Annotated in this window: 13 protein-coding genes and 1 tRNA gene; 8 read left to right on the top strand and 6 right to left on the bottom strand. The window is 52.2% G+C overall.

From position 1 onward, the window contains the following. The first annotated feature begins 13 nt into the window (after positions 1-13). Positions 14-211 carry an FmdB family zinc ribbon protein gene (locus tag AC128V_RS01170; RefSeq protein ID WP_482762849.1) on the top strand — a complete coding sequence of 66 codons (198 nt, stop codon included), beginning with the start codon at positions 14-16 and terminating at the stop codon, positions 209-211. On the opposite strand, the gene AC128V_RS01175 is transcribed toward AC128V_RS01170, so the two are convergent. Then, positions 208-3813: a hypothetical protein gene (locus tag AC128V_RS01175; RefSeq protein WP_482762850.1), complete on the bottom strand. Its 3606-nt coding sequence runs from the start codon at positions 3811-3813 to the stop codon at positions 208-210. The two genes, AC128V_RS01170 and AC128V_RS01175, sit on opposite strands and share 4 nt — an antisense overlap. 116 nt (positions 3814-3929) lie before the next feature. On the opposite strand from AC128V_RS01175, the gene AC128V_RS01180 reads away from it, so the two are divergent. After that, positions 3930-4002, top strand: a tRNA-Arg gene (locus AC128V_RS01180). A gap of 1 nt (position 4003) precedes the next feature. On the opposite strand, the gene AC128V_RS01185 is transcribed toward AC128V_RS01180, so the two are convergent. The 3 genes from AC128V_RS01185 to AC128V_RS01195 form a co-directional block, all read right to left on the bottom strand. Then, a complete protein-coding gene (locus AC128V_RS01185) occupies positions 4004-4510 on the bottom strand; it encodes an HNH endonuclease (protein ID WP_482762851.1) in 507 nt (168 codons plus the stop codon). Positions 4511-4791: 281 nt separating this feature from the next. Beyond that, positions 4792-5535, bottom strand: coding sequence for a C40 family peptidase (locus AC128V_RS01190; protein WP_482762852.1), 744 nt, complete (start codon positions 5533-5535; stop codon positions 4792-4794). A 59-nt stretch (positions 5536-5594) separates the two neighbouring features. Beyond that, positions 5595-6263, bottom strand: a complete 669-nt coding sequence (locus AC128V_RS01195) for a metal-dependent transcriptional regulator (protein WP_482762853.1) — start codon at positions 6261-6263, stop codon at positions 5595-5597. 54 nt (positions 6264-6317) lie between these two features. Here AC128V_RS01195 and serC point away from each other — a divergent pair, with 54 nt between their 5' ends. Next, positions 6318-7433, top strand: coding sequence for a phosphoserine transaminase (serC, locus tag AC128V_RS01200; RefSeq protein WP_482762854.1), 1116 nt, complete (start codon positions 6318-6320; stop codon positions 7431-7433). 68 nt (positions 7434-7501) lie between these two features. Here the strand turns inward: serC and AC128V_RS01205 are convergent, their stop codons facing one another. Together AC128V_RS01205 and AC128V_RS01210 are read right to left on the bottom strand one after the other, a co-directional pair. Then, the gene (locus AC128V_RS01205; RefSeq protein WP_482762855.1) at positions 7502-8023 is read right to left on the bottom strand and encodes a DUF3027 domain-containing protein; all 522 of its coding nucleotides are present in this window, start codon (positions 8021-8023) and stop codon (positions 7502-7504) included. After that, positions 8007-8387: a cold-shock protein gene (locus AC128V_RS01210; RefSeq protein WP_482762856.1), complete on the bottom strand. Its 381-nt coding sequence runs from the start codon at positions 8385-8387 to the stop codon at positions 8007-8009. The genes AC128V_RS01205 and AC128V_RS01210 overlap by 17 nt, the downstream gene beginning before the upstream one ends. Positions 8388-8443: 56 nt before the next feature. Here AC128V_RS01210 and AC128V_RS01215 point away from each other — a divergent pair, with 56 nt between their 5' ends. The 5 genes from AC128V_RS01215 to AC128V_RS01235 all read left to right on the top strand — a co-directional run. Beyond that, complete coding sequence (locus tag AC128V_RS01215; RefSeq protein WP_482762857.1) at positions 8444-8683, top strand: hypothetical protein; 240 nt, start codon at positions 8444-8446, stop codon at positions 8681-8683. Continuing rightward, positions 8684-10294, top strand: a complete 1611-nt coding sequence (locus AC128V_RS01220) for a helicase-associated domain-containing protein (RefSeq protein WP_482762858.1) — start codon at positions 8684-8686, stop codon at positions 10292-10294. Between the two features lie 9 nt (positions 10295-10303). Next, positions 10304-11932 carry a DNA repair helicase XPB gene (locus AC128V_RS01225; RefSeq protein ID WP_482762859.1) on the top strand — a complete coding sequence of 543 codons (1629 nt, stop codon included), beginning with the start codon at positions 10304-10306 and terminating at the stop codon, positions 11930-11932. Between the two features lie 52 nt (positions 11933-11984). After that, the gene (locus AC128V_RS01230; RefSeq protein WP_482762860.1) at positions 11985-12677 is read left to right on the top strand and encodes a response regulator transcription factor; all 693 of its coding nucleotides are present in this window, start codon (positions 11985-11987) and stop codon (positions 12675-12677) included. 4 nt (positions 12678-12681) lie between these two features. Continuing rightward, on the top strand, positions 12682-13535 hold an 854-nt coding region (locus tag AC128V_RS01235), incomplete at its 3' end, for a HAMP domain-containing protein (RefSeq protein WP_482762861.1).

Raw genomic sequence — 13535 nt, forward strand, 5'->3', positions numbered from 1 at the left:
TCACGGAGGAAACATGCCAACTTATTCATACGTCTGCAAAGAGTGTGAACATGCATTTGAGATTCAACAGTCTTTCTCAGATGCTGCTTTGACCAGCTGCCCAAAGTGCAAGGGTGAACTGCGCAAGCAATTTAGCACTCCTGGAGTTAGCTTCAAGGGTTCTGGTTTTTACCGAACCGACTCCCAGCCTTCTAGCCCAAGTAGCGACTAACCCCAGTGCGGTGGGCGCTCGTCGTTTAGACGATTGTCGTTATTGTCATCAGGGTCGCCCCAGGCTCGACCGGTGTCCTCAAAAGCCTTGTCTTCAAAAAGTGGTTGAGCCTTGCGCTCAAGATCAAGACCTAGCTGCTTGGCGATTCGATTGGCAACCTCTTGCGGTTGGGCAAAAATCTCCAGCGCATGGACGCGGATGTAAGTCCAGCCCATCGCACGCAATAGTCCTGGCCTCAGCCAAAGCTTTTCGTCCCAGTTCTCTCCCTTGAGCGCCCAGTCAGCATCCACCACAGCTGCCTTATTGCCCAGTGAAACCGCAAGTCCAATCCGGTCTCCAAAGTTCAGTGCGACGTTGCACCCAATTTTTTCCAATCTTCTGGCGAGGTCTGCCAAAAGTGGGTCCGGCTCACCACTTCGAATATCGCTTAGGAAGCTTGGGGCTATTAGGTCTTTTAGCCAACGCTGATTATCCGGCAGCTTTCCGGCAGCAAAGTCTTCGAAGTTATAGCAAGATACAACGGTCAGTCGCTTTCTTGCAGAGACAATCGTGTTCACCATCCAGTGGGAAGCAAATTCTGAATTGAAGTCCCCAAGCGTTCCGGAAATGCGACCCTCTGGAGTTCTGCCAAAACCGACCGAGAAGATCACGCGATCTGCCAGTTGGTGGGTGAACTGGCTCATGGTGGCAACCTGGAACCTTTCGCGACCATGGGCGTCAAAGAATTCTGCAAGGTTTGCCTGATCCTTCAAAGCCAATGCGACCGACTGCTCAATTCGGTCGGCGTGGGACGCCGATGCAGTAACTACACACAGCGATTGCTCGGGGGTCCAACGAGCGTGATTCAGCACCAACTCAACAACCTTGGCCACCTCAGCGTCCATCGACTCGGTAGCACCTTCTATGGTTGAGGTCGCGACTGCGCCCTTAAGGATTTGAACGTGCTCGAAGTTGTGAGAACCAAAGAGTTGACCCGCGGCTGGCTCCAGAATCAATCGGTCGCCATAGAAGTTTTGGTTTAGGTAGCTGCCCAGAACTTGACCCTCGGTGCGATAGCTGTGGGTTATCGAGATTGACCCGAATCGCTTTGCAATGACTTCAAAGCTGGACTCGCGCTTAGGAGCCACACGACCCTGGTTTGCCCTTGCCACCGTGTCAAAGTCTTCAACCAGGGCAAGAGTTGGGTCACCAAAAACAACAACCTGGTTAGCGCGAGCTATCGCCGGAAGTGCCTCTGCCATAGCGGTGGAAGCGGCATCCAAAATAATGACCACGTCAAATTTTTCATCCTTCGCAATTTCGTGCAGGCGAAATGGCGATAGTAAGACGGCACTTGCGAGCGCGTTCCAGAGCGGACCCGCTTCTAGGTATCCCGACCGAAGGGTGAGCTCTCGAGCACGAAGCAGATTGCGAAGTTTGTCGGCTTGAGCTGGGTGCTTCGCAATGGCCGCCGTCCAGCGGTTGCTCAGGCGATCTTTGACCTCATTGTTGCCGTGCTCGATAAGTTGCGTTGCGCAGCGTTCGAATTCGGTTTCCAGCTTTGCAATCTCAGCTGCTGAGAATTGCAAGATTGCGGGGTTGCGATTCACAATTGCCTCAAGGGCAGACTGCCACCAGGCCAACTCAAATTCACTTTCAACCTGCTCAAGGCTTGGGTGTAGCTTGCAAAGCTCCACAACCAAAGATCCAAGACCTAGCTGTTCCAGCTCCGACACCAATGGCCCGCGCTCGAGCAGTCGATCGAGCATCTCTGTCTTTGTCGCCAGGTCATTTACCTTCGCCTCAAGGGCATCTAGGTTCAATCGAGTAAGCAGTTCGATATCTGGATTTGGGTCGAGGTGTCGCTGCAATAGATCCAGCACCGAGGTAATTCGCTCGTACTTTTCCTGCACATCGCTAAGACCAAGTGGAACCGTCGGTGGAGCCTGGGTTTGGTTCAACTCCAGCCAGCCAATGCGCTGCTGCTCAGCGAGCTGGAGCGAGAGATAGAGGTTGCTAATTGATGCACCCGGGCGAATAAATTCTTTGGCCAACTTTTTGAATCTGCGACGTTGAGCACCAGAAAGTTGACCTCGTTCAGTTCTGGGTGCCGTTGCCTCAATCATCTGGGCTAAAGAGCGATCGTAAATTGAAGGTAGGAACTTATCCAATGTTTCTCGGATGCCTAGTAGCAACCTCAGCTGTCTGGCCCACTGTTCAACGCTTTCGCACTGAACCAAATTTTGATCCGCTAGGTATTTGTTGATTTGGTAGCGAAGAGTTCGGAATTCCTCACCGGAGATTGACCTAACGGCACTGAGTGCAGCATCCAAATCCACCTGATTTTCAAAGCGAGCAGCGAACCACGGTGAATCCTGTGGTCCGTATCTAAACACTCCTATTTCATAGGCGTTTCGAAGAGCGGGTAGCACTCGGTCAGAAAGGCCAGGAAGAAGATCGGTACGAATTCTTGCGTTGTTTACGGCAGGAACTTGCTTGCCCGCAAGCGCTGCCAACTCTCGCATGGCGTCGATCAAACTGACATTTAACTCTTGATCTGGATTCCCGACCAACTCGAAGTACTTTGCAATCTGAGCTTCTGCCTGCTTCTTGGAGGACATAGCGTCGGCAAGTGCAACCGGTTGAGCTTTCTCATTGCGAGAAATTGCACTCACCGCATCGGTCCAGCTCTGCGCCTCGCGGATTGCTAAACCTGAAAGCCCAACTGCAACTAGTCGCTCGCCCATCTCATCCAAGGTTTGCTGCCTCGGTCCGATAATCAGAGCGCGCTTTGAAGCGTAGGCAAGATTTGCAACTAGGTTGACTGCGGTCTGCAGGTAGCCACAGCCGGGCAGGGTTTCAACCGCAAACGAATTGCCCGCCAAGGCTCTGGCTAACACCTCACGCTGCGAGTTGTCGGCGTTTGCGACCAGAACCACATCCTGCGTCGAAGAAAGTTGTGTCACTTCGTCATCGCCGGTGAGTAACTTCACGGCTGACTCATGGAGCGAATATTCCTGCAACTGTGTCATCAGTAGATCCGGCACGAAGTTTCCAAGCACCAGTAGCTTGTCGACTTCGACGTTCTCGCCAGACAAAATTTCAGACACCAAAGACAAAACCGAAAGCGGGATGAGATCGCCCTGCCCAACCGAAACTGCTAAGAGGTCATTCGGGCTGAAACTCTTTCTAACCGAGCTGATCAATTTTGAAACGGCCGGGTTCATCTGGGGCCTTGGGTCAATTCGAATTTCGTAGTCTTCGCCCTTAGAGATTAGATGCGTCGGCCAAAGCAAAATTGGAAGCTTCTGACCGCTGTCGAGATCATGCACCAAACCACCTGCAATGAAAATTGACGCGATGCCGAAGTTGTCTTGAATTCTGGCCGCTTTGAGTTTTATGCGCCGCACAGTGCTGTGTGCACGGGCCTGGGCGACTCCATCGCGAACCAGGTTGCTTAGCGTTGTGCTTCTTGAGGTAACTAGCTGAGCAAGTCCTCCAGGGTGGGATCTTGCAAGATCAACCTGACCGAAGCTGGAAAGCTCAAACGAAACTAAGGGGTTGGTTCCACCAATTCCCGAAAGTTCATCGCGCCAAGCGCGGATGCTAGCGTGCGCTTCCACGCGCAAATCCTAAGAGTGAAACTCTCTAATCCTCGGTTGGCTCTCGGTAGGCCGGATAAACAGTTATCAAGCCAAAATCCAACTGGCAATTGCGAGTAACCTAGTAGTAGCTTTTTGGCTTCGTAGCTCAGTGGATAGAGCAACGGTTTCCTAAACCGTGTGTCGTAGGTTCGATTCCTATCGAGGCCACTTACGCAGCTTGGCGCTGCATCCCCAAAAACGGCTCCCACTGCGGGTCTTCTTTTTCAACTCCGCGAACAGTCCAAATCAAACCGCTAGGCATCTTTGGTGTGATCTTGAGTTCCCAGCCCATCTCTGCCGGAGTCTTGTCGCTCTTGTTGTTATTGCAACGTAGACAGCAGGCAACCAAGTTCTCCCAGCTGTCCGCTCCCCCGCGAGATTTAGGAAGAATGTGGTCAATAGTGTTTGCGCTCTTGCCGCAGTAGCCGCAGCGGTGACTGTCCCTTCTCAAGACTCCTCGCCTAGACACCGGTATCTTTCGAGAGCCTGGAATTCTCACGTAGCGTTGCAGCAGTATCACGGTCGGCAATTCGAACTCGCGATCAGCGCTGTGGACTTTACCCATCTCAGCTCCGGCGAGAATGGTTGCCTTTTGGTTCAACACCAAAATCAACGCTCGCTTGAATGACACCACGGCTAGCGGTTCGTAACCTGCGTTTAGGACTAATGTGCGCAACTAACTGCTCCTTTATCGAAACCACCCGCACGGCCTGCGGGATTTCGGTGTGACTGCCGGGAAATAAAAAACGCGCCGCAAAATGCGACGCGCGAAATTTCCCGACTAGATATACAGGGATGCTGGTGCAGATGAATCCAATTGCCGTGCTTGGAGAGCAAACCATTAGGCATCTTGCACCTCCTCCCCGAAAATCAAGTCAACACTTGATGGAAGATTACGACTGACACGTAAAAAACAGCGGAGAAACGCAGAAACAAAAAATGAAGTTTTGGTATCGATTAACTGTTGATGTCGACCAGTCGGATGATGTGGAATCGAGGAGTGAAGATTGGGGCTAGCTTCACACGGTCACCTGGCTGCGGTGCGTGATAGAAGTTACCGTTACCCGCGTAGATTCCGTTGTGGCTGAAGTCGTTGAAAACCACGATGTCACCGGGAACTGCATCCTCGATATCGATCTTCTTACCCAGCTTTGACTGCTGATAAACACTGTGAGGCAGTGGAACGCCAAACTGCGAGTAGATAAACAGTACGTAGCCAGAGCAGTCAAAGCCAGCCGGGGTATCGCCACCGTAAACGTATGGAACACCTACCAATTCGGCGGAGGTCTTCATCAAAAGTGCCGAACTGAAGTTGCTGAAACGTGGCTTGGCCCAGTAATCCTCAGCGAGCATTCCTGTGTAGACGCGGCTTCTGGAGGTTTTGACTTCAAATTCTGATGCTTCGGCAGGCTTGTAGTCGCCGCGCGAGAACTCCACAGCACGCACGGTCGCAACCGAAAGTCCTTGGGATTCCGCGGTGAATTGCACCAGGCCGTTGTCGCGAGTCAATCCGCTGAGGGCTGTAGTCTCCGGGTCAAAACCGTAGGAAGGCAGAACCGAAGTGGCAAGCAGGCCAATTGTCGCGATCATCGTTACAGGCGTGCGAACATTCCTGCTGCGACGAACGCGCTTGGGCTGGGCCTGCTGCTTACGCATCTCTTTACGAGATACCAGCTGAACCTCTGCGGTTGGATGGGTCAAAAGGAATCCTCCGGAAACTTCATTGGAACTTCCGCGTCAAGAGTATAACCGAGGTTCTGCTAGCCGACGAAAAGATGAGACGCAATCAGCTCATCTAACAGCAATCCCTCAGTTTTGGAGGTTGCGCTCAGTAACCAGCCAGTTTTTTCAACCATGACAACCACCTTGGCACCGGGCACTAAACCAAGCTCGGAAAGCTGAAGCAAGAAGTCTTGATCGACCTGAACCGGTTCACCAATTCGAACCAGTTCATACTCTCCTGAACCAACTGAAGAGATTGGTTTACATGACCTGGGGTTAGCAGCGGTAAGTCCTAAAAGCTCAAGACCTGGCACTGGCATGCCGAAAGGTGAATGAGTTACATCGGAAAGCAAGAGGGCAATCTTTCGCTCGACCGCTTCACTCATAACGTGTTCCCAGCGGCAAGCCTCTTCGTGGACCAAGTGCCAATCAAGACCAATAACTTCCAGAAGCAATCGCTCTGCTAGTCGATGCTTGCGCATCACCTCTACCGCAGTGACCCGGCCGGCTTCGGTGAATTCCAATTGCCGGTCATCGCCGACTCGCAACAAACCATCGCGCTCCATGCGAGCTACGGTTTGAGAAACAGTTGGCCCAGAGTGGTCAAGACGTTCCGCGATGCGGGCGCGCATTGGGGTGATGCCGTCTTCTTCAAGCTCCAAGATGGCCTTGAGGTACATCTCTGTGGTGTCAATTAGATCCGTCATGATGCCCCCTTTGGCTTAGCAAGACTAATGCTAAATCAAAGCTAAACTTTGCCCATGGCCGAGATCAAAATTCCAAGCGAACTGCTACCCATTGATGGAAGATTCGGCTGCGGACCATCTCGCACCAGAGCGGCACAATTCAGCAACTTTCTGATCGAAGGTGCTGCGCTGATGGGCACCAGCCACCGCCAAGCGCCAATCAAGAATATGGTTGGTGAAATTCGCGCGGGTTTGAGTGATCTGTTTAGGTCCCCTGAGGGTTATGAGGTCGTGCTCGGAAACGGCGGATCGACGGCATTTTGGGATGCGGCGGCTTTCAGCATTGTTGAGAGCAAAGCCCAAGCACTGGTGCATGGTGAGTTTGGATCAAAGTTCGCAAGCGCGCTAACTAACCCTTGGCTAAAGACCCCGACTGTTGTCAATAGCGAGCCAGGCTCAAGAGCAGCCCTTATCGCCGAAGCAGGAATTGACTCCTACGTTTACCCACACAACGAAACTTCAACCGGTGTTGTCACCCCGGTCACAAGAGTTCAGGGTGCCGACCAAGGTGCGCTAATGCTCACAGATGCCACCAGCGCTGCCGGTGGTATTGACTTTGAACTTTCCGAGACTGATGTCTACTACTTTGCCCCGCAAAAGAACTTTGCCTCTGACGGCGGACTATGGCTTGCGATGATGTCACCGGCTGCCATCGAACGAGTTGAGAAGATTGCCGCCAGCGATCGCTACATTCCAGAATTCCTAAGTGTCAAAACGGCTTTGGATAACTCTCGACTAAACCAGACTCTAAACACTCCAGCTATTGCAACGCTGTATTTACTGAATGACCAGATCAAGTGGATCAACCAAAACGGTGGCTTGAAGTGGGCGGATGCCAGAACCAAGCAAAGCTCGAAGCTTTTGTATGACTGGGCAGAAAAAACATCCGTTGCATCCGCATATGTCGTAAACCCAGACCACCGCTCTCAAGTTGTAGTAACGATTGACTTTGACGAGAAGATCGATGCGAGTTTGATTACCAAGACTTTGCGTGGCAATGGCGTTGTCGATGTTGAGCCCTATCGCAAACTCGGTAGAAACCAGATTCGAGTTGCGACTTTCGTCGCAACTGAACCAAGCGATGTGCAAGCACTGATTAATTGTTTGGATTATGTATTGGAGCGCATCTAATGGCGAAGCTATTCGTAAAGTTCTCGGATCGACACCCGGAACCGAAGCCAGCCGAGGTAAATACCAGGTTAGCTATCTTGGTCGGAACCGGACTGTGGGTCCTGGTCCTGATTGTCCTCATTGCGTTTTACCCTGCGCTGACGAACGCGGGTCTTGACTGGTGGCTTCACACCGCCATCGTTGGAGTCCTGCTTGGAATCCTGGCCTGGTTCATGGTTCGTAAATCCTGAGTGCATACCCTCAATTAGTGCATCTGCTTCGGCATCGGTGTTTGCCTTGCCTTCGGCGCGCAGCTGACGTCTAAATTCCGCCAGGCGCTCAGCCCACGGCACCCACTGCGGAGCAAGCTGGGAGTCCTCGGACGCTAAGAGATTAATCTCAGAAACCGTTAGCGGATTGCGCTTGTCTGGTTGGGTGAGGGTAACGACCCAGTGCCAGTGCTGATATTGCTTGAGGGTGCAGGCAAAGCGAACTTCAACTACGTTTTTTTCGATTTCCGATTCGGAAACAAATTCGCCAATTAGTCCAAGCTCAGTGGTTTCGCGCAGAGCTTGAAGGGCTAACTCGGTTGGATTAACCTTCGAGCTCATCAGCAACCTTGCGCAATAGCTGCGCTACCTTGCTCGACTGAGAGTTCTCTGGGTACTTTCCGCGCTTTAGGTTTCCACCGATTTGATCCAAAAGACGAATTAGGTCCTCGGTGATGATTGCTAGGTCTTCGGCAGGCTTACGGTTCATTGGAGTGATGGTTGGAACCTCAATGACTCTCACCGAGAGCGCCTGAGCGCCCTTGCGGCCATCGGCGATGCCGTATTCGACTCTTGAGCCAGGCTTAATGGTTGAGGTGCCGGCAGGTAGTGCCGAGATGTGCAGAAACACTTCGGTGCCATCATCGCCTGCGATGAAGCCGAAGCCCTTGTCATCATCAAAGAATTTAACTTTGCCGGTTGGCATACGTCCTACTTTCCACTAACCGGCGATAAGTGTATCTGAAAGGTTAGAGTTATCTGATGGCTGATTCTCCAAAGCGTTCTCAAATTGAAGTCACCCTGGCCTATATGGCGATCGGGGTGATTGCGCTTTCGATTGTTTCGATGGCTGCAACCCTGATTTTGACCGCCCTAGGAGTGGACCAACTTCCAGCCTTGATGGCGCAATTGCCACTAATTGGTTTTCCGGTTGGCTTTTTGCTGATTATCGGCATGCTGATCACCTCAATCGCCCGCAGGGGCAAAAACAATCGGAGCTAATTGTCTGAATTACTGCTTATAGCAAGTGCGCTTCGCGAGATGGGCGAAGGCGAGCTCAAGGCAGTCCTTCGACCACTCGGAAACTCCGCCGCCTCGCTAGGTGACCTTTTTGACGTTGCCCGCGCCATGGTTGGACGCCGCGAACTGGAGCGTCGCATTCGCCTTCTAGATAGCGAGTCGTTGGCTATCTTGAAAGCCGGTGGCACTAACCCAAAGCTTCAGGCAACTTATCTGGCATCGGACACTGCAGGATTTGAATCCGCGGTTGAGCTAGTCAAGGAGCTTCAGGCGATCAAGCTAAAGCCTGTCAAGCACGAGCTACTAAGCAGTGAACTTGCAAACTACGAAACTCAATTGGCCATTACCGAGATTCTTTTTGCCTGCGAACGCCATTGGTTGGAAGCGGTAAAGGCCGGGCTTCGGGCTGCAGAGGCTAAAGATTTGGCACAGGTCCTAAAGATGGACCTCGCGCAGCTTCAGCTGCGCTTCCAGCTGGCCAGGCGAGCAGGATTGGTTGATGTCATCGACAATCGCTACGTCTGCACCATTAAGGGTTTGCAGTGGCTGGACGCCGACCCTGCCCAGCGTTGGTTCAGCTTGGCCAGCGAGGTTTGGGACCTACCTGAAGTGGTTATTACATCCGGGTCACTAGAAACCATGATCAGTCAGCAGTACCCGCTGTTTGACCAAAATGATCTGGAGCTTTTGCGCTACGGACACATCCTGGGATTGCTCTCCGATTTCGAACCAACAGTTTTATTCAAATCGGCGAGCGCCGATTTGGCTAATGCCGGGCAATTGGTGTGGGATCAGTTTCCAAAGCCAGTTTCCAGAATCATCATCCAGGGTGATTTGAGCATCATCTCTCCGGGACCACTTGCTCCTGCGGTTCACAAGCAAATCGACCTGCTTGCACAATCTGAGGATCTTGGACTTGCTTGCCGTTTCCGACTGTCCCTAAATTCAATTCTGCACGCCATGGAGATGGGCATAACGGCAAAAGAAATTGAAACAATTTTGCTCACGCTCTCGGGTTCCGACCTGCCGCAGCCAGTTACATATCTTTTAGCCCAAGCCAAAAAGAAGTTTGGCGAGCTAACCGTTCGGGCCGGTGATGGTGAGTCGGTCGTGGAATCCAGCGACCCTATTTTGCTCACTCAGATTTTGAATGAGAATGGGCTGGCAGCTTTGATGCTCAAGGGTGAGGATGACCACCTAGTTTCAAGGTTGAACCCGAGCCTGATCTACTTCAACCTTCGTGACGCTGGGTATCCGGTTATTCAACTTGGCGAAGACGGCAAGGTAGTAGCTCCAAGGCTCGCTCAGGTTTTCATTGAGGAGCAAAGCGTTGATCTGTTCGGACTGCAAGCCAAGTCGCTACTTAGCGCTGAAGCCCTAGCGCCTAGCCCGGATGATCACCTAAGACAGCTGCAATTTGCCCTGAAGAACAAGCTTCGGGTTGGCGTCCGGGTGGATATGCCAGAGGGCATTGTCGAGATTGAAATGACTCCACTTGGTATTGCCGGTGGCCGATTCCGCGGCAGAGATGTGGAAAAGGAAGCGGAGCGCACCTTGCCACTTTCTAGGATTCAGGCCGTCTGGCTCAGTTAGGCTTTAAGGATGTCTCTTGGGCCGCTGATTGTGCAATCCGACCGCACTGTCCTGCTCGAAACAGATCATCCACAAGCTAAGGACGCTCGCCACGAGCTCGCAATCTTTGCGGAGCTAGAGCGAGCACCTGAGCACATCCACACCTATCGCATCACTCGACTTGGTCTATGGAACGCCAGGGCCGCAGGTCACGATGCCGAATTCATCATCGATTCGCTCAAGCGCTGGAGCAAGTACCCGGTTCCAGAAGGTGTTGAGCGAGAGATTCGCTCCACCATCGATCGCTATGGCAATTTGGTTATTGATCGCGATGAGACAGGTCTTCGCCTTACCGGTTCTACCCCTTCGATCCTGATTGAGGTTGCCAGCAACCGAAAGATCTCTGAGCTATTAGATGAGAGATTAGAAAATGCCTACCGCGTCAAAGACTGGGCTCGAGGTCAGCTAAAACAGGAGCTATTGAAACTTGGCTGGCCAGCCGAGGACAATGCCGGCTTCACCCCTGGCACACCTTTTGAAATATCCCTAGATCAAAGCCTTTGGAAACTGCGCGATTACCAAAAAGAGGCGGTGGCTAAGTTTGAGCTTGGTGGCTCTGGCGTTGTGGTGCTGCCCTGTGGGGCGGGTAAGACCTTGGTTGGAGCTGCAACCATGGCAGAGATAAAAACCAACACTTTGATTTTGGTAACAAACACAGTTTCTGCAAGACAGTGGCGAGATGAGCTTTTGACAAGAACTTCTCTCAAAGCAGAAGACATTGCTGAGTACTCCGGGTCGACCAAAGACATCGGTCCGGTGACGATTGCCACCTATCAAATTTTGACGACCAAGCGAAAAGGCGAGTTCGCTCACCTGGAACTGCTAAACGCCCGCGACTGGGGATTGATCATCTATGACGAGGTGCACCTTTTGCCAGCCCCTATTTTCAAGATGACCGCGGATCTGCAGGCAAGAAGACGACTTGGACTGACCGCGACTTTGGTTCGTGAGGATGGCCGCGAGTCAGATGTCTTTTCCCTAATCGGACCAAAGCGCTTTGATGCACCCTGGAAGGACATAGAAGCCCAGGGTTACATCGCTCCAGCAAGCTGCTACGAGGTGAGAGTTAGCTTGCCGGATGAGGTTCGCATGGACTACGCGATAGCCGATCAAGATGCCCGATTCCGGATAGCCGCAACCGCTGAAGCCAAAATGCCGATCATCAAAGAACTGCTTCGCAAGCACAAGGGCGAGCCGACATTGATCATTGGGCAATACCTCGACCAGATCGAAGAGGTATCACAAGGTTTGGGGCTTCCAAAACTGACCGGCGAGACCCCGGTCGATGAGCGCGAGCAGCTGTTTGCAAAGTTCCGCCGCGGCGAACTAACCGCCCTGGTGGTATCCAAGGTTGCGAATTTTTCTATTGACCTTCCAGAAGCTTCGGTCGCGATCCAGATCTCTGGTGCCTTTGGCTCCCGCCAGGAGGAGGCACAGCGCCTCGGACGACTGCTCAGACCCAAAGCCGACGGCCGGTCAGCATCTTTCTACACACTGGTGGCACGAGACACCGTTGAGCAGGACTTCGCTCAGAATCGTCAGCGCTTTTTGGCGGAGCAGGGCTACTCCTATGAAATCTTGGATGCAGACGAGATTTAGACATCCAGATGATTCTCAGGAATCTTCCAGCTAACTAGTTCATGCTTGCGTCATGGAGAGCCTAAAAGTACTTGTAGTTGACGATGAACCAAACATTCGCGACTTGCTTTCAGCAAGCCTTCGATTCGCTGGGCACCAGGTGCTCACATCCCCAAATGGCACCGATGCGATTGCCAAAATCATTGACACTCAGCCGGATATCGTGCTGCTCGATGTGATGCTTCCAGACATTTCAGGATTTGGTGTCACCAAGAAGATTCGCTCGATGGGCATCGAAACCCCAATCCTGTTCCTAACCGCTCGCGATGAGACTGAGGATAAGGTGACGGGTTTGACTGTGGGTGGCGATGACTATGTCACCAAGCCATTTAGCCTCGATGAGATCGTGGCTCGCATCAGCGCAATTATGCGCAGAACCGGCAAAGACTCCGATGGTCACTCCGTGATCCGAGTTGGCGAGTTAGAGATGAACGAGGATGCCCACGAGGTAACCGTAAAGGGCGAAGTTGTAGAGCTCTCCCCCACCGAATACCAGCTTCTTCGCTATCTTGCCAGCAATCCAAATCGCGTGCTAACTAAGGCTCAAATCTTGGACCATGTTTGGGAGTATGACTTCAACGGCGAAATGGGCATTGTCGAGTCTTATGTTTCTTATCTTCGAAAGAAACTTGACCCAGTCAGCACAGAGCCGCTTATCGTTACCAAGCGCGGCGTCGGCTACATGCTCAAGGGTCCAAAAGGTTAGCTAGTTGAAGAACAAGTTTCTGTCGGGATGGGAGCGAGTATCCCTTAGAGCAAAACTGACCGCGTTGTCGGTCGGTTTGATTGGGTTACTGCTCACTGTCTCTAGCGCTGGAACTGTTGCACTTTTAAGCACCTATCTGCAGCGCAACACCGACACCCTGTTGGTTGCAACCGCATCAACTTTGGCTTCTGAGAACCCCATTCTGCTTGATCGCCGAGTCGCCAATGGAGATCTGACTCTGCCATCACTGCCCAGCGACTACTACATCGCAATTCTGAATTCCGACGGCAAGCAGTTTCTCGGCTTGGTTTCATCGGCTGGCAGTCAACGCATCACGCCAAATTTCTCATCCTTCACCCTTGAGGTTGTCAAAGCAACCGAAGGTATTCCATTCGAGGTTGAGGTTGACAACGTAAGAGGTCCAAACACGACCTGGCGCATTGTTGCGCTTCCGCTCAATCGTGCCGCTGGATCTGTAGTTGTTGCGCTCCCCACCAATACCAACCGACAGATCATTAGTGAATACGGCAGCATTGGTGGTCGCTTTGGAATCTTCCTTATTGTGCTCTCAGGAATGAGTATTTGGCTCACCATTACATCTGCACTCAAGCCGCTTCGCGAGGTCGAAAGAACCGCACAGTCAGTGAAGGCAGGACAGTTTTCTTCGCGCCTGATTAACCGTCATGACAAGACCGAAATCGGAAGACTAAACAACGCCCTAAACAGCATGTTGGATTCGATCGAGTCTGCAGTGAAAGGCAAAGACAAGACCCTGGAGCAGATGAGGCGCTTTGTTTCAGATGCCAGTCATGAGCTAAGAACCCCGCTTGTGACAGTCCGAGGCTATGCCGAGCTTTA

This window comes from Aquiluna sp., from assembly GCF_965064355.1.

What these genes read in the sequence shown, in the direction of transcription:
- AC128V_RS01170 (WP_482762849.1), top strand. Translation starts at nt 14, where the DNA reads ATGCCAACTTATTCATACGTCTGCAAAGAGTGTGAACATGCATTTGAG.
- AC128V_RS01195 (WP_482762853.1), bottom strand. Translation starts at nt 6,263, where the DNA reads ATGACGGATCTAATTGACACCACAGAGATGTACCTCAAGGCCATCTTG.
- serC (WP_482762854.1), top strand. Translation starts at nt 6,318, where the DNA reads ATGGCCGAGATCAAAATTCCAAGCGAACTGCTACCCATTGATGGAAGA.
- AC128V_RS01205 (WP_482762855.1), bottom strand. Translation starts at nt 8,023, where the DNA reads ATGAGCTCGAAGGTTAATCCAACCGAGTTAGCCCTTCAAGCTCTGCGC.
- AC128V_RS01210 (WP_482762856.1), bottom strand. Translation starts at nt 8,387, where the DNA reads ATGCCAACCGGCAAAGTTAAATTCTTTGATGATGACAAGGGCTTCGGC.
- AC128V_RS01215 (WP_482762857.1), top strand. Translation starts at nt 8,444, where the DNA reads ATGGCTGATTCTCCAAAGCGTTCTCAAATTGAAGTCACCCTGGCCTAT.
- AC128V_RS01225 (WP_482762859.1), top strand. Translation starts at nt 10,304, where the DNA reads ATGTCTCTTGGGCCGCTGATTGTGCAATCCGACCGCACTGTCCTGCTC.
- AC128V_RS01230 (WP_482762860.1), top strand. Translation starts at nt 11,985, where the DNA reads ATGGAGAGCCTAAAAGTACTTGTAGTTGACGATGAACCAAACATTCGC.